Origin of the sequence: Stenotrophomonas maltophilia group sp. Smal13 (genome assembly GCF_030236855.1) — a bacterium.
GTDB lineage: Bacteria > Pseudomonadota > Gammaproteobacteria > Xanthomonadales > Xanthomonadaceae > Stenotrophomonas > Stenotrophomonas maltophilia_A.
Map to the genome: position 1 here is coordinate 155,454 of NZ_JASJSQ010000001.1, position 23,009 is coordinate 178,462.

22 protein-coding genes are annotated in these 23,009 nt (G+C 67.4%); 12 read left to right on the plus strand and 10 right to left on the minus strand.

Translation table 11 applies throughout. The annotated features are described in order from the left end of the window. The coding region (locus QRO95_RS00710) for a RidA family protein (RefSeq protein ID WP_285301485.1) at positions 1 to 384 on the minus strand (384 nt) is incomplete at its 3' end. 108 nt (positions 385 to 492) lie between these two features. Between QRO95_RS00710 and QRO95_RS00715 the strand changes: the two genes are divergently transcribed. The 9 genes from QRO95_RS00715 (at position 493) to QRO95_RS00755 (ending at position 9,165) form a co-directional block, all read left to right on the plus strand. Beyond that, positions 493 to 1,386 carry a LysR family transcriptional regulator gene (locus tag QRO95_RS00715; RefSeq protein ID WP_285301486.1) on the plus strand — a complete coding sequence of 298 codons (894 nt, stop codon included), beginning with the start codon at positions 493 to 495 and terminating at the stop codon, positions 1,384 to 1,386. A 55-nt stretch (positions 1,387 to 1,441) separates the two neighbouring features. Then, entirely contained in the window at positions 1,442 to 1,951 is a 510-nt protein-coding gene (gene dnaQ / locus QRO95_RS00720; protein ID WP_032130518.1) for a DNA polymerase III subunit epsilon, read from the plus strand. A 247-nt stretch (positions 1,952 to 2,198) separates the two neighbouring features. Further along, positions 2,199 to 2,435, plus strand: coding sequence for a 50S ribosomal protein L28 (gene rpmB / locus QRO95_RS00725; protein WP_005411638.1), 237 nt, complete (start codon positions 2,199 to 2,201; stop codon positions 2,433 to 2,435). 10 nt (positions 2,436 to 2,445) lie between these two features. Continuing rightward, positions 2,446 to 2,613, plus strand: a complete 168-nt coding sequence (rpmG, locus tag QRO95_RS00730; RefSeq protein WP_170272460.1) for a 50S ribosomal protein L33 — start codon at positions 2,446 to 2,448, stop codon at positions 2,611 to 2,613. 299 nt (positions 2,614 to 2,912) lie between these two features. Beyond that, positions 2,913 to 4,331 (plus strand): cardiolipin synthase, encoded by a 1,419-nt coding sequence (cls, locus tag QRO95_RS00735; RefSeq protein WP_121504115.1) that lies wholly within the window; start codon positions 2,913 to 2,915, stop codon positions 4,329 to 4,331. 45 nt (positions 4,332 to 4,376) lie between these two features. Beyond that, positions 4,377 to 5,798 (plus strand): FAD/NAD(P)-binding protein, encoded by a 1,422-nt coding sequence (locus tag QRO95_RS00740; RefSeq protein WP_285301487.1) that lies wholly within the window; start codon positions 4,377 to 4,379, stop codon positions 5,796 to 5,798. A gap of 9 nt (positions 5,799 to 5,807) precedes the next feature. Continuing rightward, positions 5,808 to 8,000, plus strand: a complete 2,193-nt coding sequence (gene uvrD / locus QRO95_RS00745) for a DNA helicase II (RefSeq protein WP_285301488.1) — start codon at positions 5,808 to 5,810, stop codon at positions 7,998 to 8,000. A 177-nt stretch (positions 8,001 to 8,177) separates the two neighbouring features. Next, the gene (locus QRO95_RS00750) at positions 8,178 to 8,504 is read left to right on the plus strand and encodes a low molecular weight protein tyrosine phosphatase family protein (protein WP_285301489.1); all 327 of its coding nucleotides are present in this window, start codon (positions 8,178 to 8,180) and stop codon (positions 8,502 to 8,504) included. A gap of 106 nt (positions 8,505 to 8,610) precedes the next feature. Then, positions 8,611 to 9,165, plus strand: coding sequence for a hypothetical protein (locus tag QRO95_RS00755; protein ID WP_285301490.1), 555 nt, complete (start codon positions 8,611 to 8,613; stop codon positions 9,163 to 9,165). An 84-nt stretch (positions 9,166 to 9,249) separates the two neighbouring features. Here the strand turns inward: QRO95_RS00755 and QRO95_RS00760 are convergent, their stop codons facing one another. Beyond that, complete coding sequence (locus QRO95_RS00760) at positions 9,250 to 9,396, minus strand: hypothetical protein (protein ID WP_183080205.1); 147 nt, start codon at positions 9,394 to 9,396, stop codon at positions 9,250 to 9,252. A 183-nt stretch (positions 9,397 to 9,579) separates the two neighbouring features. On the opposite strand from QRO95_RS00760, the gene QRO95_RS00765 reads away from it, so the two are divergent. After that, on the plus strand, positions 9,580 to 10,026 hold the full coding sequence (locus QRO95_RS00765; protein ID WP_005411629.1) for a universal stress protein: 447 nt from the start codon (positions 9,580 to 9,582) through the stop codon (positions 10,024 to 10,026). Between the two features lie 134 nt (positions 10,027 to 10,160). Here the strand turns inward: QRO95_RS00765 and QRO95_RS00770 are convergent, their stop codons facing one another. Then, positions 10,161 to 10,445 carry a DUF2782 domain-containing protein gene (locus QRO95_RS00770; RefSeq protein ID WP_182266932.1) on the minus strand — a complete coding sequence of 95 codons (285 nt, stop codon included), beginning with the start codon at positions 10,443 to 10,445 and terminating at the stop codon, positions 10,161 to 10,163. Positions 10,446 to 10,543: 98 nt separating this feature from the next. Between QRO95_RS00770 and polA the strand changes: the two genes are divergently transcribed. Both polA and QRO95_RS00780 read left to right on the plus strand, forming a co-directional pair. Continuing rightward, on the plus strand, positions 10,544 to 13,318 hold the full coding sequence (gene polA / locus QRO95_RS00775; RefSeq protein WP_285301491.1) for a DNA polymerase I: 2,775 nt from the start codon (positions 10,544 to 10,546) through the stop codon (positions 13,316 to 13,318). A 328-nt stretch (positions 13,319 to 13,646) separates the two neighbouring features. Continuing rightward, the gene (locus QRO95_RS00780; protein WP_032129193.1) at positions 13,647 to 14,126 is read left to right on the plus strand and encodes a DUF421 domain-containing protein; all 480 of its coding nucleotides are present in this window, start codon (positions 13,647 to 13,649) and stop codon (positions 14,124 to 14,126) included. 49 nt (positions 14,127 to 14,175) lie between these two features. Here QRO95_RS00780 and QRO95_RS00785 read toward each other — a convergent pair whose 3' ends face one another. The 7 genes from QRO95_RS00785 to QRO95_RS00815 all read right to left on the minus strand — a co-directional run bounded on the left by QRO95_RS00785 (position 14,176) and on the right by QRO95_RS00815 (position 22,928). Beyond that, positions 14,176 to 15,696 carry a hypothetical protein gene (locus QRO95_RS00785; RefSeq protein WP_285301492.1) on the minus strand — a complete coding sequence of 507 codons (1,521 nt, stop codon included), beginning with the start codon at positions 15,694 to 15,696 and terminating at the stop codon, positions 14,176 to 14,178. A gap of 96 nt (positions 15,697 to 15,792) precedes the next feature. After that, positions 15,793 to 16,689 carry an oxygen-dependent coproporphyrinogen oxidase gene (gene hemF, locus QRO95_RS00790; RefSeq protein WP_134952110.1) on the minus strand — a complete coding sequence of 299 codons (897 nt, stop codon included), beginning with the start codon at positions 16,687 to 16,689 and terminating at the stop codon, positions 15,793 to 15,795. Between the two features lie 54 nt (positions 16,690 to 16,743). Next, entirely contained in the window at positions 16,744 to 18,360 is a 1,617-nt protein-coding gene (locus QRO95_RS00795; RefSeq protein WP_285301493.1) for a hypothetical protein, read from the minus strand. Between the two features lie 37 nt (positions 18,361 to 18,397). Beyond that, positions 18,398 to 19,516 carry a hypothetical protein gene (locus QRO95_RS00800; RefSeq protein ID WP_285301494.1) on the minus strand — a complete coding sequence of 373 codons (1,119 nt, stop codon included), beginning with the start codon at positions 19,514 to 19,516 and terminating at the stop codon, positions 18,398 to 18,400. 35 nt (positions 19,517 to 19,551) lie between these two features. After that, the gene (locus tag QRO95_RS00805; RefSeq protein ID WP_049398641.1) at positions 19,552 to 20,112 is read right to left on the minus strand and encodes a hypothetical protein; all 561 of its coding nucleotides are present in this window, start codon (positions 20,110 to 20,112) and stop codon (positions 19,552 to 19,554) included. A gap of 30 nt (positions 20,113 to 20,142) precedes the next feature. Next, positions 20,143 to 20,562: an NUDIX domain-containing protein gene (locus tag QRO95_RS00810; RefSeq protein WP_182266927.1), complete on the minus strand. Its 420-nt coding sequence runs from the start codon at positions 20,560 to 20,562 to the stop codon at positions 20,143 to 20,145. Beyond that, a complete protein-coding gene (locus QRO95_RS00815) occupies positions 20,559 to 22,928 on the minus strand; it encodes a S9 family peptidase (RefSeq protein ID WP_285301495.1) in 2,370 nt (789 codons plus the stop codon). The genes QRO95_RS00810 and QRO95_RS00815 overlap by 4 nt, the downstream gene beginning before the upstream one ends. Positions 22,929 to 23,009 lie beyond the last annotated feature (81 nt).

Below are 23,009 nucleotides of genomic sequence, written 5' to 3' on the forward strand. Positions count from 1 at the left end.
CAGCTTCGCGATCACCTTGATCTCGAACTGGAACCCGTACAGCCAGGTCACGCCGATACCGGTCAGGGTCGGGTGCGGCGCCTCGCCCCAGTACTCGGGCACGATCGCCCAAGCCTTCTCGAAGTTCTTCTCGGGGTCGACCAGGAACACCGTCACATCAACCACGTCTTCGAACGTGCAGCCGGCGGCAGCCAGTACCGCATTGAGATTTTCGAAGGCGCGGCGCACCTGCGCTTCGAAATCCGGTTCGGGCGAGCCGTCCTCGCGGCTGCCGACCTGGCCGGAAACGAACAGGAAGCCGTTGGATCGGATCGCCGGCGAGTAGCGGTTGCGCTCGTACAGGGCCTGGCGGCCGGCGGGGAAAACGACATCACGCTGTGACATGGGGAAGATCCCGTGGGAGAGAACGCCATCCTCCGCGCCAGCGCTGTCTGGATAAACCGCGATGATCGGCCTAGATTGATTGCCAATTCCAAACAATCATGACCCACCATGGACCGTTTCGAGGCGATGCGGGCCTTTGCCCGGGTAGTGGAAACCGGCAGCTTCACCCGCGCCGCGCAGACCCTGCAGATCAGCCGCACCACGGCCACCCAGCTGGTGCAGCAGCTGGAGGCGCACCTGCGGCTGCGCCTGCTCAACCGCACCACGCGCCGGGTCAGCGTCACCGCCGATGGCGCGGCCTATTACCCGCGCATCGCCCGCCTGCTGGCCGAGCTGGAAGAGGTGGAGGGCGGGCTGGGAGACGCGGCCACCCAACCGCGCGGACGCCTGCGCGTGGATGTGCCCGGGCCGTACGCGCGCTTGCGGCTGGTACCGGCGCTGCCGGATTTCCAGGCGCGCTACCCGGAGATCCAGCTGGACATCGGCGTGAGTGACCGCGAGGTGGACGTCATCGCCGACAACGTCGATTGCGTGATCCGTGGTGGCACTCCAGCCGACCCGGCGCTGGTGGCGCGGCCGCTTGCTGCGCTGCCGATCGGCTTCCACGCCAGCCCGGGCTATGTGCAGCGTTTCGGGTTGCCTGCCGACCCGCGCGCGCTGGAAGGGCCCGATCACCACATGGTCGGCTTCCTCAGCCCGCGCAGTGGCCGGGCCCGCGTGTTCAGCGCCCAGCGCGGCGATGAGCGCATCGAGGTGCAGGGCCGCTATGCGGTCGGCTTCGACGACGGCAACGCCTATCTGGCCGCGGCGTTGGCGGGGCTGGGCGTGGTCGCGTTGCCCAGCTACATGGCCGAACCGCACGTGGCGCGTGGCGAGCTGCTGCCGGTGCTGCAGGACTGGCAGCTGCCACCCATGCCGATGCATGTGATGTTCCCGCCCAACCGGCACATGAGCCAGCGGCTGCGGGTGTTCATTGATTGGGTGGTGGAAGCGTTGGGGTGAGTGCATCGGTCGCGTGCGAAAATCCGGCTGCACGTACTGGAGAACGCACACCCTGATGAGCCGCATCGTCGCACTGGATACCGAAACCACCGGCATCTCCCACCGCCTGGGGCACCGGGTGATCGAAATCGGTGCCGTCGAACTGATCGATGGCCAGCTCACCGGCCGCCAGTTCCACACCTACCTGCAGCCGCAGCGCAAGGTGGACTGGGGCGCGCAGCGCGTGCACGGCATCAGCGACGCGATGCTGGTGGGCAAGCCACTGTTCTCCAGCAAGGCCGCCGAGCTGCTGGAGTTCCTGCGTGGCAGCGAGATGGTCGCGCACAACGCCACCTTCGATGTGGGCTTCCTGGACAACGAGCTGCGCCTGGCTGGCATCCCCGGCACGCTGGCCCAGCATTGCCGCATCACCTGCAGCCTGAAGCTGGCGCGCGGGCGCTGGCCGGGCCAAGGCAATAAGCTGGATGATGTGCTGCAGCGCCTTCGCATTCCCGGGAACCGGGGCCTGCATGGCGCATTGAAGGATGCGCACCTGCTGGCCCAGGTGATTCCGCATCTGCGTTGAGCTGGTTCTACAGGGAGCGACCGTCGCATTCAGCCCCAGCCTGTGGGTAACTTGCGCAAGTGCTTGAACCCGTGCATAATGCGCGGCTCGCTGTGTCCGGTTTTCTACCGGGCGGCGCCTCCGGGAGCACGTCCCCGGCCGCCCAACGCCAGCGTAACCCTTTGATTCTCTTGACGTGTGGTGGGCAACCATCGAGGCCGCCGTCTCCCGGGCTACGGGCTGACACAACTTACTATCGAGGTGCGCAATGTCCCGCGTATGCCAGGTTTCCGGCAAGCGAGTGCAGACGGGTAACAACGTCTCGCACGCCAACAACAAGACCCGTCGTCGTTTCCTGCCGAATCTGCACGAGCGCCGCTTCTGGGTTGCCAGCGAAAACCGCTGGGTGAAGCTTCGTGTTTCCGCGCATGCACTGCGCACCATCGACAAGAACGGCATCGATTCCGTTCTGGCTGAGCTGCGTGCGCGCGGCGAAAAGGTCTGAGGAGTAGACGATCATGGCAGGCAAGCGCGATAAGGTCCGTATGATTTCGACCGCTGGTACCGGTCACTTCTACACGACCGACAAGAACAAGAAGAACACCCCGGGGAAGATGGAATTCTCCAAGTACGATCCGGTCGTGCGTAAGCACGTCCCGTACAAGGAAGGCAAGATCAAGTAATCCGCAAGGATTGCTGATCCCCGCGAAGAAACCCGCCCTTGTGGCGGGTTTTTTCATGCCTGGCATCCAGAGGGTGGGTGCCAACCTTGGTTGGCAACTTGTCCCGCCCCCGGTAGGTGTCGACCTTGGTCGACACGCTGTCCCTTCACCCGGTAGGTGCCAACCTTGGTTGGCACGCCGTCCCCACCCCCGGTAGGTGCCAACCTTGGTTGGCACACGGCTTCAAAGCAGTCGAGCGCGGCTCGACTCTACACACCCCGCTGGGCAGAATGACCCATCACCTCCCGACGGGCGACGCGATGCTGTTCGAGTGGTTGCTGGGTTCGTACCTGCTGCTGATCGACTGGCTGATCCGGCTGGTCGCGCTGTGCTGGATCCCCACCCGCACCACGCCGGGGGCGGCGCGCAGCTGGCTGCTGCTGGTCGGCTTCGTGCCGCTGCTGGGCCTGCCGCTGTACCTGCTGTTCGGCCATCCGTGGCTGTCACGCGAGCGTATCCGCCGACAGGCCGAGGCCTCGCAGGTCATCCGCGAGGAACAGGCGCTGCAGCATCGCCTGCGCTGGACCCCGCAGCCGGACACCGCCTGCGCCGAGATCGTGCCGCTGGTGCAGCGGCAGGGTGATTTCATGCCGGTGCACGGCAACGCGGTGGACCTGCTGACCGACTACGACGAATCGCTGCACACGCTGATCGCCGACATCGACCAGGCCGAGGACCGCGTGCACCTGCTGTACTACCTGATGTTTGACGACGCGGTGGGCGAGGCGGTGGTCGAGGCACTGCAGCGAGCAGCGGCGCGTGGCGTGCAATGCCGCGTGCTGCTCGACGCGGTGGGTGCCAAGCGCGGTCTGCGCGCCTATCGCAAGCGCCTGCAGGCGCGCGACATCGAAGTGCGCGCGATGCTGCCCGGTGGCCTGCGCTGGCGCCGCAGCGGGCGCATGGACCTGCGCAACCACCGCAAGATCGCGGTGATCGACAACGAAGTGGCCTATGTCGGTTCGCAGAACCTGGCGGGCCCGCAGTTCGTGCCCGGCCACCCGAACCGCGAACTGGTGGCGCGCGTGCGTGGCCCGGCGGTGGCGCATCTGGAAGCGGTGTTCGCCAGCGACTGGTACATGGAAACCGGCCAGCGTCTGGACGTGATCGCCGATGTGCCCGAGTGCAGCGATGACATCGCCACCCAGCTGCTGCCCAGCGGCCCGGCCTACCCGTACAGCAACGCGCGTGATGCGGTGGCCGCGCTGATCCACCTGGCGCGGCGGCGGCTGGTGATGGTCACGCCGTACTTCGTGCCCGACGAGGCCACGTTGAGCGCGCTGCGCATTGCGGCATTGTCCGGTGTGCAGGTGCAGCTGATCCTCTCCGCCAGCAACAACCAGCGGCTGACCTCGTGGGCGCAGGAGGCGTACTACGACGAGCTGCTGCGCTGTGGCGTGCGCATCGCCCTGTACGAACCGCAGTTCCTGCACGCCAAGCACATGAGCGTGGACGAGGACATCGCCGTGCTCGGCTCGATCAACATGGATATCCGCTCGTTCGCGCTGAATGCCGAGATCGGCCTGATCTGCTACGACCGCGCGCTGGTGCAGCAGTTGTGCGAGATCGAGGATGGCTATCTGCGTGAGTCGCGGCAGCTGGACCTGCAGCAGTGGCGCAGCCGCCCCACGTGGCGGCGCAGCCGCGAAGGCATCGCACGGCTGGCCGATGCGTTGATGTAAGGCAATGCCGGCCGCCCGCTTCGGCAATCCGGCCTGTCATCGCCGATGGCCTACAATCGGCACATGACTGATTCACCGCGTAATGGCGAACTGGACCTGGCAATCATCGGTGGTGGTGCGGCCGGGGTGCTGGTGGCGATCCAGGTACTGCGCCAGGCCAAGGCGCCGCTGGCGCTGGCCATTTTCGAACCCGCCTCGCAGCTGGCGCAGGGCATCGCCTATGCCACGCCGTGGCCGGAGCATCTGCTGAACGTGCCGGCGGCGAAGATGAGTGCGTTTGCCGACCAGCCCGGCGATTTCCTCGACTACCTGATGGCCGCCAACGCCTACCCGGGCGAGGCGCGCGAGGTGCTGGGCGAGCGTTACGTGTGCCGCCACTACTTCGCGGCCTACCTGCAGCAGCGCCTGCAGGACGCTGCCGCAGCCAGCCCGGCGCAGCTGCAGGTGATCGCGCAGCCGGTACTGGGCCTGCAGCCGGATGACCACGGCTACCAGCTGACGCTCGGCGATGGCCACACGCTGCACGCCGCGCAGGCGGTGCTCGCCACCGGCAACAGCATGCGCCCGCTGCCGGTGGCCGGTGCCGAGGCGCTGCCTGCCGATGATGTGATCGAGGCCTGGGACTACGACGGCGTACGCACCCTGGCCGGCGAACAGGCTGTAGCCATTGTCGGCTCCGGCCTGAGCATGGCCGACACCGTGCTGGCGCTGGTCGCCGCCGGCCACACCGGACCGCTGCACGTGATCTCGCGCCATGGCCTGCTGCCGTTGCCGCACGCGCATGGTGGCCTGCCCACGTTCGACCCGGCCACGCTGCTGCCGATGAACCTGCGCCAGCGCCTGCGCGCGTTGCGCGGGTTCGCACGCCAGTCACAGGCCGACGGCCTGCCGTGGCAGGGCGTGATGGACCGCATCCGTCCGCACGGGCAGGCGCTGTGGTGCAGCCTCGATGAGGCGGACCAGCGTCGCTTCCTGCGCCATGTGGTGCGCTATTGGGACGTGCATCGCCACCGCATCGCCGAAGAAGTGGATGCGCAGCTGCAGTCCCTGCAGGACAGCGGCCAGCTGCGTATCCACCGGTCCCGCCTGCAACGCGTCTGGCGCGACGGCGATGCGCTGCAGCTGTCCGGCCGCGATGCCTCGGGCAATGAACAGCAGTGGACGATCAGCGGGGTGATCAACGCCACCGGCGTGGAGACCCGCGCCAGCGCGCTGCGCAATCCGTTGCTGCAGCAGCTGCAGGCCGATGGGCTGGCGCGCCCCGGCCCGCACGGGCTGGGCCTGGACAGCACGGTGCCGGGCGATCGCCTGTGTGCCGCCGGTGGCCAGCCGCAGGCACGGCTGGGCGTGCTCGGCAGCCTGCGCATCGGCAGCCTGTGGGAAAGCCTGGCGGTGCCTGAACTGCGTCAGCAGGCGCAGGCACTGGCAACCCAGGTGGTCGCAGGAGCCGCGACGGCGATGCCGTAAAATGGGGGCATGGATGTCTCCCACCTGCTTGATGGCCTGAACCCGGCCCAGCGCGAAGCCGTCTCCGCTCCCCCCGGCCACCACCTGGTGCTGGCCGGTGCCGGTTCCGGCAAGACCCGCGTACTCACCCACCGCATCGCCTGGCTGCATGAAGTCGATGGCGTGCCGACCCACGGCATTTTCGCGGTGACCTTCACCAACAAGGCGGCCGGCGAAATGCGCCACCGCATCGACGCACAGCTGCCCAATGGCAGCCGTGGCATGTGGATCGGCACCTTCCACGGCCTGGCCAATCGCCTGCTGCGCCTGCACTGGCAGGACGCGAAGCTGCCCGAAGGCTTCCAGGTGATGGACTCGGACGACCAGCTGCGGCTGGTCAAGCGGGTGGTGCAGGCGCTGGAACTGGACGACGGCAAGTACCCGGCCAAGCAGATCGCGTGGTGGATCAACGCGCAGAAGGACGAAGGCCGCCGCCCGCAGCACATCCAGCCCGAGCCGCACGACGCCTGGCTGGAAACCATGCGCCAGGCCTACATCGAGTACCAGGCACGCTGCGACCGCGCCGGCCTGGTCGACTTCGCCGAGCTGCTGCTGCGCGCGCACGAACTGCTGCGCGACAACCCGGCCCTGCTATCGCACTACCGCGCGCGCTTCCGCGAGATCCTGGTAGACGAGTTCCAGGACACCAACGCCATCCAGTACGCCTTCGTGCGCGTGCTGGCGGGCGATTCCGGCCACGTGTTCGTGGTCGGCGACGATGACCAGGCCATCTACGGCTGGCGCGGTGCCAAGGTCGAGAACGTGCAGGGCTTCCTGCGCGACTTCCCCGGCGCGCAGACCATCCGCCTGGAACAGAACTACCGCTCCACCGCCAACATCCTCGGTGCCGCCAATGCGGTGATCGCGCACAACCCCGACCGCATCGGCAAGCAGCTGTGGACCGACAGCGGCGACGGCGAGCCGATCGACTTGTACGCGGCGTACAACGAGATGGACGAGGCGCGCTACATCGTCGAGCGCGCGCGCCAGTGGGTGCGAGACGGTGGCAGCTATACCGAAGTGGCCGTGCTCTACCGCAGCAACGCGCAGTCGCGCGCGCTGGAAGAGGCGCTGCTGAGCGAACAGGTGCCGTACCGCGTGTACGGCGGCATGCGCTTCTTCGAGCGTGCCGAAATCAAGGACACGCTGGCCTACCTGCGCCTGCTGTCCAACCGCAACGATGACGCGGCGTTCGAGCGCGCGGTCAACACGCCCACCCGTGGCATCGGCGACCGCACGCTGGACGAAGTGCGCCGCGAGGCGCGCGCGCAGGGTATTTCGCTGTGGGAAGCGACCATGCTGGTCACCCAGGGCAGCGCGCTGGCCGCACGTGCGCGCAATGCACTGGCCGGCTTCCTGGTGCTGGTCAACGAGCTGCAGGCGCAGACCCTGCACATGACCCTGGCCGAGCGCGTGGACCACGTGCTGGCCCGCTCGCAGCTGCGCGAGCACTGGAGCAAGGAAAGCCGCAACGCGCTGGACTCGGAATCGCGCACCGACAACCTCGACGAACTGGTCTCGGTGGCCTCTCGCTTCGTGCGCCGTGCCGATGACATCGAGGAAGTGGGCGAGGACATGGACGAGCTGGTCGCGTTCCTGGCCTATGCCGCGCTGGAGGCCGGTGAGGGCCAGGCGCAGGCGGGCGAGGACGGCGTGCAGCTGATGACCCTGCACTCGGCCAAGGGCCTGGAGTTTCCGCTGGTGTTCCTGGCCGGCCTGGAAGAAGGCCTGTTCCCCAGCGCACGTTCGCTGGAGGAAAGCGGGCGGCTGGAAGAAGAGCGCCGCCTGGCCTACGTCGGCATCACCCGCGCGCGCCAGAAACTGGTGCTGAGCTACGCCGAATCGCGCCGCATCCATGGCCAGGACAACTACAGCCTGCCGTCGCGCTTCCTGCGCGAGATTCCGCGCGAGCTGCTGCACGAAGTGCGCCCGAAGGTGCAGGTCTCGCGGCCGGCCTCGATGGGCGCCAGCCGGGTGATGGGCCATGCCTCGATCGAGGCGCCGCCGCTGAAGCTCGGCGCGCTGGTCACCCATCCCAAGTTCGGCGAAGGCATGGTGACCGACTACGAAGGCAACGGTGCCCACGCCCGCGTGCAGGTCGAATTCGCCGATGCCGGCAGCAAGTGGCTGGTGATGGCGTATGCCAACCTGACGGTGATCTGATCACTGTCGGGGGGGCGGGAATTCCTGTAGAGCCGAAGGTAGCGGCAGGAGCCGCTGCCAACGTCGCTTGAGACGGCCCGAAGGGTGCCGGTCAGGACGACCGGCATAGCCATGCTCGGCTGCTTGCAGCGGGAAAAGTCAGTCGAGCACGGCTCGACTCTACAAAAGCGAGTATCCATGACCCGCAATGTGCTCTTCCTCTGCAGCCAGAACCGCCTGCGCAGTCCCACGGCTGAGCAGGTGTTCGCCGATTGGCCGGGCATTGAGACCGCTTCGGCCGGCCTGCTGGCCGACGCCGAGGAAGTACTCAGCCCCGAGTTGCTGCAGTGGGCCGACCTGGTGTTCGTGATGGAGAAGGCGCACCGCAACCGGTTGTCCAGCCGCTACAAGGCATGGCTGGACGGCAAGCGGGTGATCTGCCTGGATATCCCGGACGACTACGAGTACATGGACCCGGTGCTGGTGGAGCTGCTCAAGCGCAAGGTGGCGCCGTTCCTGCGTTGACGGGCTGTTGTAGAGCCGAGCCCATGCTCGGCTGCTTCTGGCTGGAAGAACAGCCGAGCATGGGCTCGGCTCTACAATAGAAGCCACATCTTCCAGGAACGCCCCGATGACCGAACCCACGCTGCACGTCACCGTGAAGTTGAACGCCAAGCTGCAGCCCGAGCATCGCCACGAACTGTTCGAGGATCCGCTCGATGCGCTGCTGCAGGCGGCCCAGGTGGGCGAGCTGACCGGCGGCGGCACCGCGATGTCCGACCTCGGCGAGGTCGAATACGGCGATATCGAAGTGGCGCTGGTCGATGCGGCCGGCGTGCCGAAGCTGATCGACCTGCTGGAGCAGCTGGGCGCGCCGAAGGGTTCGCAGCTGCAGGGTGCGGGCGAGGCCGACCGCAGCTTCGGCGTGACCGAAGGCCTGGGCATCTACCTGGATGGCCTGACCCTGCCGGACGAGGTCTACGAGCAGTGCGATTCCAACCACGTGTTCGAGCAGCTGTCGGAGAACATCGACGGCCTGGGCGAGATCTGCAGCTGGTGGCAGGGCCCGACCGAGACCGCGCTGTACATGTACGGCGAATCGTTCGAAGCGATGCGTGATGCGATTGCCGAATTCGTGGCCAGTTATCCGCTGTGCCAGAACGCACGCGTGGTGCAGATCGCCTGAGGGCAGAAAATGTAGAGCCGAGCCATGCTCGGCTGCTTCTGGCGGGAAAAACAGCCGAGCATGGCTCGGCTCTACAGAAGAGCGTTATCGGCCGGCTGACTGCCGGGCGTTGTCACGCAGCGCCATGTCCTTGCCCAGATGATAGCCGCCGTAGAACAGCACGAAGGCGGCGATGAGGCTCCACAGGATGATCCTGAGGGGGCTTCGTGATGTCGGCTTGCGGTCCTGCATGCGGGTTCTCCCAAGGCGGCGCGCCGCCGCCCACCCAGCTTGCGCTGCAGTGTCCGGGTACGCAAGCTGGCGATGCGCACACGCCGCTGCGCCGCGCCGGATTGATCCTGCTCAAGGCGCGCCCTGCACATCCGGTGTGCAATGGTGTTGTTCCCATCTGGCAGACCGCCACGGAGCCCCACCATGTACAAGCGCATCCTGATTGCCACCGACGGATCCGAGCTGGCCGACAAGGGCCTGGCCAAGGGCCTGGAGCTGGCCAAGGACCTCAACGCCGAGGTCGATATCGTGACCGTTTCCGAGCCGTGGGCCGTCGGCATGTACGACGCCATGGGCTGGAGCGTGGGCTACATGAACAGCCCTGAATACAAGGCCGACCGCGAGGAAGGTGCGCAGAAGGTGCTGCAGCCGGCGCTGGCCAAGGCGGCCGAGCAGGGCATCACCGCCAATCCGGTGCACGTGCTGGACCGCTACGCGGCTGACGGCATCATCGAGACCGCCGGCGAGCGCAACAGCGACCTGATCGTGATGACCTCGCACGGCCGCCGTGGCGTGACCCGCGTGCTGCTGGGCAGCCAGACCGCCGAAGTGCTGGCACGCAGCACGCTGCCGGTGCTGGTCATCCGCTGATACAAGCGTTCCCGGGGAGGGGACCCGACGCCGGCCGCAGGATGCGCGCCGGCGTCATCTTTTGTAGGGCCGGCAGGGGCCCATCCACGCATGGCGTGGATCTACTGAATCGCAGGGATCCGACCCCGGTCACATCACCAGCTGTACAGCTTCCAGTACACCGGCGACACGCCGTCCTTGTCGTTGTCGAAACGGCCATCGCCGTTCTTGTCGTACATATAGAACGGGGCACCGCGCGACGGGGTCACCTTGACCATGCGCAGCTGGCCGGACACGCGGTATTCCTCGATGACATCGCCGTTGTCCATGGTGCGCTTGGACACATCCGCGCCCTTGACGTCCACCGGGGGAGCGCCGGCGCCGCCCAGGCTGGCGCAGCCAGCAAGCAGGAGCACGGAAGCCAGCATCAGGGTCTTCATCGGCGGGGGCCTTTGCCTGGAAAGAGCCTTGATTATGCCCCATCGCCGCGGCTGTGCCGTGTCGTCGCAGTGCAGGCACGGGCGCGTAGAATCGACCCATGAGCAGATTAGTCCTGATCGACGGGTCCAGTTACCTGTACCGCGCGTTCCACGCGCTGCCGCCCCTGTCCAATGCACAGGGCGAACCCACCGGCGCGCTGTTCGGCGTGGTCAACATGCTGCGCTCGACACTGAAGGAGCGCCCGGCCTACGTGGCGTTCGTGGTCGATGCGCCGGGCAAGACCTTCCGCGATGACCTGTATGACCAGTACAAGGCCAACCGCCCGCCGATGCCCGACGAGCTGCGCAGCCAGGTTGAACCGATGTGCCGCATCGTCGAAGCCTTGGGCATCAGCATCCTGCGCATTCCCGGCGTGGAGGCCGATGATGTGATCGGCACGCTGGCCCTGCAGGGCGTGGCACAGGACCTGAAGGTGACCATCTCCACCGGCGACAAGGACTTTGCCCAGCTGGTGCGCCCGGGCATCGAGCTGGTCAACACCATGACCGGCAGCCGCATGGATTCCGATGCCGCGGTGATGGAGAAGTTCGGCGTGCGCGCCGATCAGATCATCGACCTGCTGGCGTTGATGGGCGATACCGTCGACAACGTGCCGGGCGTGGAGAAATGCGGGCCGAAGACCGCCGCCAAGTGGCTGGCCGAGTACCAGCACCTGGACGGGGTGATGGCGGCCGCGCCGACCATGAAGGGCAAGATCGGCGAGAACCTGCGCGCCGCGCTGGAGCGCCTGCCGCTGAACCGCGAGCTGGTGACCATCCGCACCGACGTGGAGCTGGACGCCAGCCCGACCACGCTGGCCCTGCGCGAGCAGGACGTGCCGGAGCTGACCGAGCTGTATGCGCGCTACGGCTTCACCCAGGCGCTGAAGGAACTGGGTGCACCGCTGCCGGCGCCGACGGCCGCCAGCGAAGCAACGCCGAGCCTGCGTGGCACCGCCGCCGGCTTCGCCCGTGGCAGCGCCGAGGCACCGGCCGCCGGCACGCTGGATCCGGCGCTGGCCGCACCGGGTGAATACGAGACCGTGCTGACCGCCGAGCAGCTGCAGGCCTGGGTCGAGCGCCTGCAGCAGGCGGACCTGATCAGTTTCGATACCGAAACCGATGCGCTGGACGCGATGCGTGCGCGCCTGGTGGGCATCAGCCTGGCGGTCGAGCCGGGCAAGGCCGCCTATATTCCGGTCGGCCACGATTACCCGGGCGCGCCGGCGCAGCTGTCGATGCAGCAGGTGCTGGACGCACTGCGCCCGGTGCTGCAGGACCCGGCGAAGAAGAAGCTGGGCCAGCATGGCAAGTACGACCTGCATGTGCTGCGCCGCCACGGCGTGGAGGTGCAGGGCTACCACGACGACACCATGCTCGAGAGCTTCGTGCTCAATTCCACCGCCACCCGCCACGACATGGATTCGCTGGCCCTGCGTTACCTGGGCTACAACACCATCAAGTTCGAGGATGTGGCCGGCAAGGGCGCCAAGCAGATTCCGTTCTCGCAGGTGGGCATCGACGAAGCCAGCCGCTATGCGGCCGAGGACGCCGACATCACCCTGCGCCTGCACCGCGCGCTGCAGCCGCAGCTGCTGGCCGAGCCGGCGCTGGACAGCGTGTACCGCGACATCGAGATGCCACTGGTACCGGTGCTGACCACGATCGAAGCCAATGGCGTGCGGATCGACACCGATGAACTGCGCCGGCAGAGCCAGGACCTGTCCTCGCGCATGCTGGCCGCGCAGCAGAAGGCCACCGAGCTGGCCGGCCGCAGCTTCAACCTGGATTCGCCCAAGCAGCTGCAGGCGGTGCTGTTCGATGAGCTGAAGCTGCCGGCGGTGGTGAAGACCCCGAAGGGCCAGCCCAGCACCAATGAAGAGGCGCTGGAGGCGATCGCCGACCAGCACGAGCTGCCGCGGGTGATCCTGGACTACCGGGGCCTGGCCAAGCTGCGCAGCACCTACACCGACAAGCTGCCGGAGATGGTCAACCCGGACACCGGCCGCGTGCACACCAGCTACCACCAGTCCGGCGCCGCCACCGGCCGCCTGTCCTCGTCAGACCCGAACCTGCAGAACATCCCGATCCGCACCGAGGATGGCCGCCGTATCCGCCGCGCATTCATCGCGCCGGAGGGCTTCCAGCTGCTGGCGGCCGACTATTCGCAGATCGAGCTGCGGATCATGGCCCACCTGTCCGAGGACCCGGGCCTGGTGCGTGCCTTCGAGCAGGGCGCCGACGTGCACCGCGCCACTGCCGCCGAGGTGTTCGGGCGCACGCTGGAGGAAGTGACCCCGAACGAGCGCCGCGCGGCCAAGGCGATCAACTTCGGGCTGATGTACGGCATGAGCGCCTTCGGCCTGGCGCGCAACCTGGGCATCGACCGTGGCCAGGCGCAGGACTACGTGGCGCTGTACTTCAGCCGCTACCCGGGCGTGCGTGATTTCATGGAGCGGATGCGCCAGCAGGCCCGCGACCAGGGCTATGTGGAAACCCTGTTCGGCCGCCGCCTGTACCTGAACGACATTCATGCACGTAACCAGGGCCTGCGCGCCGGTGCCGAGCGCGCCGCGATCAACGCGCCGATGCAGGGCACCGCCGCCGACATCATCAAGCGTGCGATGGTGGACGTGGACCAGTGGCTGCGTGACAGCGGCGCGCCGGCACGGATGATCCTGCAGGTGCACGATGAACTGGTGTTCGAAACCGAAAGCAGTTTCGTCGAGGAGTTGCGTTTGCAGGTAGTCGAGCGCATGTCGCAAGCGGCCAAACTGCGGGTGCCGCTGGTGGTCGATACCGGCATCGGCAACAACTGGGACGAAGCACACTGAGGGTGTTTCAGGCCGAAAACGACGTGAATTCGTTCATTCGTCAGAGGTTTCTGACTCGATCATGAATGTTGCCCTGATGAAGGTTCATTAAATTGGGCCCCTTCACGAACCGTTAGTGTTCGGAGTGCTTCTATAACTCTCGACAGGCGCAACGCCTGTTGTGGATCTCTCCCATCCCCTGGAGCAGATCTCGGAACGGGGACTCCTCCCCAAGTGCCCGTTCCCCGGCCCCGTTGACCTCCCCCTGGTCAGCGGGGCTTTTTATTTGTGCCGTTGCCAGATGCCGTGGCCTGCGCCACGCTGGGCCACCGCTCCGCAGGGGAAGACAATGCCCGATCTGTTCGCACTGGCGATGCCATGGTGGGAGTTCATCCTGCGCGCGGTGGTGGTCTATGTCGTGGTGCTGGGCATGGTCCGGCTCAGTGGCAAACGTCCGCTGGGGCAGATCACCCCGTTCGACGTGCTGCTGGTGGTGCTGCTGGGCAATGCCGTGCAGAACGCACTGCTCGGCACCGATACCTCGCTGGGCGGTGGCTTGTTGCTGGCCGCGACCCTGATCCTGCTCAACTACGGGGTGGGCTGGGTGAGCACCCGCAGCCGTCGCATCGAGCGCCTGGTGGAAGGAGAACCGGTAGTGATCGCGCGTGATGGGCGCCTGTTCGACGCCGTTCTGCGCCGTGAGCAGGTCACCCGTGCCGATTTCGAGGCCGCCATGCGCCAGCAGGGCTGCCTGGGCGTGGAGGATGTCGAGCTGGCCCTGCTGGAGATCAACGGGCACATCACCATCATTCCCAGGAAGAGCACCTGACGTGTAGCGTCGAGCAAGCTCGACGCTACGGGTACCCCTTCCCGCGCCCTCAGAGCGCGGCTTCGGCCTTCAGTGCCGGCCAGTTGCGGGTGGCGTCCACATCGCAGGCTACATGTGTGCCCTCGCCATCCTTCGCGCAGATCGCTGCCATGGCCTGCGGGATCTTCGGGTCGGCGGTGTGCGAATACACCGCTGCCAATGCCAGGCACCCTTCGCGGACACCGGCGCCGCACAGCGTCTCGAAATAGGGCAGCGACGCGGCCCATTTCTCGGCCTCGAACAGCGCTTCGCCGGCAACCTTGCAGCCCAGCAGCTTGCCATCGGCGCAGCAGGCCTTGGCACCATCCTTGCGGCCCAGGGTCGGGCAATCCAGTGGCAGTGGAATTTCCACGAACGCCACCGGCGGCGTGCAGCTGGCATTGCCTGCGGCGAGCTTGCGCTCGTAGTAGGCGAAGCGGTTGCCGCCGTCGACGCTGGCGAGGTTTCCGTTCTTCAGCGGTTGCAGCACGAAGTCGCTGCCGACATCGGGACGGATGAGGATGCGGCCGTCCTGCAGGCGCGCGCGCAGGCGCTGGTCGCGGCCCTCGGCCTCAACCAGGCCGCCATCGAGGAAGCGCAGCTGCGAGAGCACACCGTACTCGGCTTCATAACTCCCACACGGCAGCGCAGTGGCCGGCACCGGAGCCAGTGAAGCGACCGGCGCAGCGGCCAGGCTGGCAAGCGCCTTGGCGCGGCCGCAGGCCACGCCGTCCGCGCGCTGCACGCACGACAGCTGCAGCGCTTCGTGGGCCTGCAACAGGCGCCCGCCACTCCACAGCACCTCGGCAACGTCGGCGCAGAAGGTCTCGCCGTGCTGCTGCCGGCACAGTGCGGCCAGCTCATCGAGCTGCGCGGACGGCAACACGGGATCAACCGAATGCTGCAGCCCGAGCAGGGACTTGCCGATCATCTCCAGCCCGACCACCTCGGCGATCGCCCTGCAGCCCTCGGCGTTGAAGGACGCGGAATCCTCCTTGCAGATCTCCGGCTTCGGCGGCTCGGCCCGTGCAGGCGCCGGGGCAGCGTCCTTGGCCTGCTGCTGGTAGGTCTCCAACAGCTGGGAGCAGGCCGCGCCCACGCCCTCGGCACACCAGGCGTGCAGCTTCACCGGTGCGGCCTCGGGCAGCGCCTCCAGGCACTCGGAGGTGTTCATCACGCAACCATCTTCGATGGGCTCGGGCATCGTCTTGCAGGCGGCGGCGTGCTCACGGGTGAACTCGCGATAGGGCGTGTTGATCGTGCGGTCGTTGTCCGAGAAGAACCAGTTTTCCAGGCGTCCCGTGGACAGGTTGCCGGTGCCGAGCACGTCTTCCTGGCGGGCGATGCGCAGCTCCTCGGTGGCCTGGTAGGGGCCGGACAGGAAGGCGTGGCCTTCGCTCTCGATGGTCAGCGTGATAGTGCCGCCGCTGTCCTTGTAGGTGCCGCAGGCCATCGACTGCGCGGCAGCCGGCAGACTGGCCGAGGCCAGCGCGAGCAACAGCAGGGAGCGCCAGCCCGCAGCGCGGGGGCGGAGGGAAACAGCAGCAGGCATGGGGTCATCCTTGAAGGAGGCAAAGCAGGACCTGTCCGGTGCAGGGCGCACCACAGGCAGGAGAAGATGCCACGCGTCAGGCGTGGCGCCGGAAGGTCAGAGCCAGTCGCGCGGCACCAGGTAATCGGCCAGGCATGCCTCGGCGCTACCCGCTTCCGGGGTGAAGCCGTACTCCCAGCGCACCCGCGGCGGCAGGCTCATCAGGATGCTTTCGCTGCGGCCACCACTCTGCAGGCCAAACAGCGTGCCGCGGTCGTAGACCAGGTTGAATTCCACATAGCGGCCGCGTCGGTACAGCTGGAACTCGCGTTCGCGCTCGCCGTAGGCGGTGTCCTTGCGCTGCTGCACGATCGGCAGGTAGGCATCCAGGAAGCCATCGCCGACCGCACGCAGATAGTCGAAATCGCGCTCGAAGTCGCCGTGCAGGTCGTCGAAGAACAGGCCGCCGACGCCGCGCGTTTCATTGCGGTGGCGCAGGAAGAAGTACTCGTCGCACCAGCGCTTGTGCGCGGCATAGCGTTCTTCGCCGAACGGGGCGCACAGGTCGCGCGCGACGCGGTGCCAGTGCTGCACGTCCTCGTCGAACGGATAGAACGGGGTCAGGTCGAAGCCACCGCCGAACCAGCTGGCCACCACTTCGCCGTCGCGCTGCGCCTGGAAGAAGCGCACGTTGGCATGCGTGGTCGGCACGTAGGGGTTGAGCGGGTGGAACACCAGCGACACGCCGGTGGCACGCCAGGAGGCGCCAGCCAGTTCCGGACGGTTGGCCGAGGCCGATGGCGGCAGGCGGCTGCCAGCCACGTCGGAGAAGCCGATGCCGGCCTGCTCGAACACCGCACCGTCGCGCAGCACGCGGGTACGCCCGCCACCGCCCTCGGCACGCTGCCACAGGTCTTCCTGGAAGCGGGCCTGGCCATCGACGGCCTCGATCGCCGCACAGATGCGGTCCTGCAGGTCGGTGAGATAGGCGCGCACGCGCTCGAATTCGTTCATGGCGCGTACTTTACCGCAGGGCCCGCCCGAAGCTGCGGGCAGGCCCTGGCCGGCTCAGCGCTTGCGGTTGGAGTTGCGCGGCGCCGGAGCGTCGTCCACGGCCGCCTCGTCAACCGCCTTCTGCAGGGCACCACCCAGCGTGATCAGCTCCCAGTTCTGGGTGCCGAGCACGTCGCAGGCCACATGCAGGCCGCTGCGGTCGGCCTTGCACAGCTGCTCCAGGGTTGCCCGTGCGTCCAGTTCCGCGCCGTTGCCCTGCGCGGTCACCAGGTTCTCGCACCCTTCGCGCACGCCGGCGCGGCAGACCGTGGTGTAGTGCCCGGCGGCCTGCAGCCAGTTCCCGGACAGCGCAAGGCGGTTGCCGAGAATGTTGCAGCCCTGCAGCTTGCCCTGCGCGCAGCAGGCTTCGGCACCGCCCTCGTTGGCCAGCGCCAGCGGGCAATCCTGCGGCAGTGGCAGCACCTTGAACTGCTTCGGTGCACTGCACCGGGTCGGGCCCTCGCCGGTGGGGACGAACACCTGGAAGCGGGTCCAGTTATCCAGGCCCAGCAACTGGCCGCCGGGCAGCGGGCGCAGCACGAAGTCGCCGTCCCGGTCGTGGTGGATGCGGATGTCGCCCGCTTCGACGCGTGCGCGAAGATGGCTGCTCCAGCCCACACCGACCAGGCCGGCATCGCCGAAATCCAGCGTGTCCATCAGGCCGCCGTCGGACCGGTAGTTGCCGCAGGGCAATGCAGTTGCGGGCTGCGGTCGCAGCGATGCGCCCACCGCCTGCAACGCCGGCAGGCGCTCACAAGTGGCGGTGTCATTGCCGGGGGTGCAGGCCGCAGCCAGGGCCTGCACCGCCTGCTGGGGATCTCCCGCGTCCCAGGACAGCTCAGCCACGCGGGTGCAGAAGCCGCCGTGCGGTACCTCGCGGCACAACCGCAACAACTGTTGCCGCCGCTCAGCTGGAATGATCACCGGCACGGTCGGTGCCGTCATCGTCACCATGGCTTCGGTCATGGCGGCCGTCATCGCGGCCTTGACCAGCTGCTCCTGCACTGCCGGGTCGGCCTCGAGTGCGGCGGCACACGCCGGGGTTCCCTGTTCGAAGCCACCGTTGTCACAGGCGGCGGGGAGTTTGATACCGGACAAGGCGGCGTCGAGCGCTGCCTTTGCCAGGGCGGGATCGGCCTCGACCGTGGGTTTGGCTTCCTCGTGCCAGCGATCGGCCAGTTGCAGGCACATGCCGGGCACGCCTTCCCGACACCCCGCTTCCAGGGCGGCCGGGGTCGCTTCGCGACGGTTGTCCAGGCACGCCGCCGCATCAGCCAGGCAGCTGCCTGCAGCCGGCGTGGCGGCTGCGGCGCACTGTGCGGGCGCCTGCAGGAGGTAGACCGTGCCATCCACCTCGACCGTGCGGCCACGATCGCGCACCTGCAGCGCGCTGGGCAGGCCGTACTCCAGGTTCACCAGCTGCAGCTTTCCGTCGATCTGCTGGAACGCGACCGGAGACGGCGCACTGCCGAAGTGCTTCTGCTCGCCGCGGTTCGGTGAGCTGATGCGCAGCGTGCCGCTGCCTTCGTCGGCCTTGAACAGGCCGCATTGTGGTGACTGTGCGGCAGCCATCGGCGCGGCCAGCAGCAGGACCCAGGCCAGCCAGCGGCGGCGCGGTGCGGGTGAATGCATATCGTCTCCTTGACGATCGAACGGGAAGCTCCTGGCGCTACGGCGAACCCTGGCCCTCGCGCGGGGGCGTGCATTGTGCCGTGCCGGGCACGAGCTGGTAACGCTGGTAGGCCGTCTGGTTGTCCATGCCGAGCAGGTCGCCGTTGCCGAGCTGGCGCAGCACAAGGGTTTCGCCGTTCTGCTGCAGCTGGACGGCGCCTTCATGCAGGCGGGCATGCGCGCCATCACCGAAGTCGAGCATGTCGATCACGCCACCGTCGGCCTGGTAACGGCCGCACGGCACCTGCTGCAGCGGAACCAGGCGCAGGTCGGTGCCGAGTTCACGCAGCGGTGCAGTACGTTCGCAGGCACTGACGCGGCCCGCATCGCAGACCACCTGCAGGGCCTGCACTGCCAACGCAGGTTCCAGCGCGTTCAATTGCTGCGCGGCCACTTCCACGCAGAAGCGGCCACTGCGGTGCTGCAGGCACCGCTGCTGCAGCTGATCGCGTGCAGCGGCCGGAAGCGGCGAACCCAGCGTGTCTTCGTCTTCCTGCTGCAGGCGTTGATTCACCCGCTGCATGGCGGCAGCCAATGCATCATTGGTCAGCGGCTCGCAGGCCTGCGGGTCATGCCCGGGCGTGTGTTCGCGGCAGGCAGGCGGGCGTTCAAAGCCCGTGGCACCGACGTCGTCGGTGGCCTTTGCTGGGCTGCCATCCCGCAGTTGTCGCAGCAGCGCCGAGCAGCCCGCGCCAACGCCTTCGTCGCACGCGCGCTGGATCTGGCCGGGCGAAGCCGCGGGCAGCTGCGCAATGCAGTGGCTGCCGGCGGCGCGGCAGCTGCCGGCAATCGCGGCGGGTTCGCTGGCGCAATCCCGGGACTGGCGCAGCGTGTAGACCACCACGTCGTCTTCGATGCGCTGCCCATCGGCGCTGATCCGGACCGGCAGTGCCACGCCATCGTCGAGCATGACCAGTCGGGCCTGCGCCGCACTGCGATCGACCCACAGCGGCTCCGGCTCGCTGCCGTCGTCGTGGCGGTAGCCGGTGCTGGGCGATGTGAATATCAGCGCCATGCCACCGTTGGTGCTGCGGTATTCGCCACAGCGCAGCGCATCGGCGGCGGCAGGCAGCGCGGCGAACAGCAGCAGCGCGGGGAGAAGGGTCAGCAAGCGCATGCGACGGTCCTTGTCGTGCGGAAAAGGGGTGTGGCTCAGTGGAAGCGCGAGCGGATGTCTGGTCGCAGCAGTCGCCAGGCCAGCCAACCCTGCAGGCCGAGGAGTACGAATGACATGGCCACCATGGTCAGCGTGATCAACCAGCGCTTCAGATGGAGTTCCTGTTGCAGGACGGCGTCGTCGGAGAGAAACGGGATGACGTCGCGCATGAACACGTCCAGCCACCCGGCGATCGCAAAGTTGGTCAATGCACTCATCAGCAGGATCGCCACAAAGCTCCACAGGCCCCAGCTGCGCTCGCGCAGCAGTCCCCAGCTGGCCAGTGTCGAGGCAAGGCACAGCAGTGCGACGATCATCGACGCGGCCACCGGATGCGCCAGAAGCCAGATCAGGCTGTGCAGGTGCTGGAGTTGTACTTCCCTCTCAACCAGGTGCCAGATCGGAAGGTTGTGCAGCGGCCACAGCAGCAGTCCCTGCATCACGAAGTAGACCGTGAGCAGCAGTGACAGCCAGAACGAGGCGTGTGCGATCGGGCGCACCCAAGCGTGATAGGTCGGTTGGACCAGCGAAGGAATCGGCGGGATCGACATTGACATCCGGTGTCCTTGCAATCGGTGCCCGCGCGCTCAGCGGGCCGTCACCCGGGTGGCGACGGCCGGCAGGATATGGTGTTCGCTCAGCGGTGCCAAGGGCAGGCCGTGCGGTGGCTGCAGCGGCACCCAGGCCAGTTCGGCGATCTCCGCGCGTGCCTGTGGCATGCCGTCCACCTGCACCCACCAGGCCTGGGCCTGCACGCGGTGGCCAGGCTCGTTCACCGCCCAGTCCTGGAACGTACCCAGCGCGATGGCGGTTTCGGCGTGCAGCTGCGCACCGAGTTCCTCGTCCAGCTCGCGGGCCAGCGCCTGCAGCGGTGCTTCGCCGGCTTCGGGTTTGCCGCCCGGCTGGATGAAACGGTCAGCGCCGTGCTTGCGCACCACCAGCGCCCGGCCGCGGTCATCCAGGATGACCGCGGCCACGATGTGGATCGTGGCCGCGGCGCTGCTCACTTCAGGTTCTGCTCGAACAGCTTGAGGATGCGCTTGTACTGGTCCAGCCAGGAATCGGCGCGGACGTAGCCGTGGCGCTCCAGCGGGTACGGTGCGATCGACCAGTTGTCCTTGTGCAGTTCGATCAGGCGCTGGGTGAGGTTCACCGAGTCCTGGAAGAACACGTTGTCATCCATCATGCCGTGGGCAATCAGCAGGTTGTCCTGCAGGTTCTGCGCGTACTCGATCGGCGAGGACACGCGGTACGCCTCCGGATCGATGTCCGGGGTGTTGAGGATGTTGCTGGTGTAGCCGTGGTTGTACTGGTGCCAGTCGACCACCGGGCGCAGCGCGGCGCCGGCCTTGAACGTGCCCGGCGAGCGGAACAGCGCCATGAAGGTCATGAAGCCGCCGTAGGAACCACCGTAGATGCCGGCATGGTCACGGTCACCCTGCTGGGTATCGACCAGCCAGTCCAGGCCGTCCTTGTAGTCTTCCAGTTCCGGGTGGCCCATGTTGCGGTAGATCGCAGTACGCCAGTCGCGGCCGTAGCCCTCGCTGCCGCGGTAATCCATGTCCAGCACGATGTAGCCCTTCTGCACCAGCAGGTTGTGGAACATCTGCTCGCGGAAGTAGGCCGGGTAGCGCTGGTGCACGTTCTGCAGGTAGCCGGCGCCGTGCACGAACATCACGATCGGGTACTTCTTCCCCGGTTCCTTGTTTTCCGGTTCGTAGTACTTGGCCCAGACCACGCCGGCGCCATGCTTGGACGGCACTGCCACCAGCTTCGGCTGGATCCACTGGCGCGCCTTGTAGTCGGCGGTGCGGGTGTCGGTCAGCACGCGGGCCTGGCCACCGGTGCTCGGCAGCACGGCCAACTGCGGCGGCAGGTAGGCACCGGAATAGCGCACCAGCAACTGCTGGCCGTCCGGCGACAGCGAGAAGTCTTCCACGCCGTTGAGGCTGGTCAGCTCGCGCACCTGGCGGCTGCCGGTATCGACCGCGCAGACTTCGTAGTCATGCGGTGCCTGCTGGTTGCACAGGAAGTAGAAGCCCTTGCCATCGGCCGACGGCACCGGCGCCGAGGTTTCCCACTTGCCGCTGGTCAGCGCCTGCGGCTTGGCGGTGCCGGCCTGGGTGTACAGGTGCGAGAAGCCCGATTCCTCCGACAGCAGCCACAGCGTGCGGCCATCGGCCATCCAGCCGAAATCATTGAAGCCCCAGTTGATCCAGCCGTTGTCGGTCAGGCGATGGCGGTTCTGCACGCGGCCATCGGCAGCGTTGACGCTGATGATCCAGCGGTCCTTGTTGTCGTTGGCACGCAGCATTACTGCGGCCTGCTGGCCATCGGCGCTCCAGCGGATGCCACCGCCCATGAAGTCGCTCATCACCTGCAGGCTGCGCTCGCCCTTCAGTGCGTCCTTGCCGGCCTTGCGGCGCAGCTCGGCCAGCGGATCGGTGCTGATGCCAGGCAGGCCGGCCAGCGAGACCTTCTCGGCTTTGCCGGTGCGCACGTCCACGTACCACAGGGTGTGCGGCTCGAAGCCGTTACGGCCGACGCGGGTGCGGGTGTCTTCGGTTTCCTCGTAGCCCGACTCGGTCACGTACAGCGGCATCTTGCCGCCACGGCCGTCGTCGAAGTCCTTCGGCTTGGTCACCACGATCAGGTGGGTCAGGTCCGGCGACAGCACGCTGTCGGCGATCTCCACGTCGGTGCCCAGGTACACCGGGCCCGGCGCGCGGGTCGGGTCGGCCTGGCGCCAACGCTGGTCCTGGTCCTTCAGTGCTTCGCGCTGGTCACGGTCGCGGCGCAGGGTTTCCAGCGTGCGCAGCTGCTGGTCACGCAGCACGTCGGCCTTCGGCGGCGTGCGCGGATCCTTCTCGGCCTTCAGGCTGGCCACCTGCTGCACACCGCTGGCGGCGGTCCAGTGGAACCAGTTCTGGCCAACGCGCCAGATCACGCCATTGTCGGCAGCAAAGTTCACGTTGCCCGCGCGCTCGTTGCTGCGGGTCAGCTGGGTCAGCGCGCCGCTGCGCAGGTCGCGCACGAACACGTCGCCATTGCGGACGAAGGCGCTGCGGCTGCGGCTGCGGTCGTAGACCGGCTCGGCCACGTCCAGGGTGCCACGCTGGTCATCGGCCACCTGTGCGGCCACGCCACCCGCCACCGGCTGGCGGAAGGTATCGCGCACCGGGCTGCCGTTGCGCTTGAGCTGGTATTCCACCTGCTGGCTGTTCCACGACCACCAGGCCTTCTCGACCGGCGGACCGATCCAGTCCGGGTCGGCCATGGCCTGTTCGATGGTGATCGGCGTCGGCGCGGCATGCGCAGCCGGTGCGGCCAGCACGGCCGACAGCAGGAGGGACAGGGGCAGCACTCGGGACATGGGCGGACGGCACCAGAAGAGGAAACCGGCCAAGCGTAGCAGCCGCAAGGGCCCGGGGCAGGGGCCACAGGTCATGGCAGC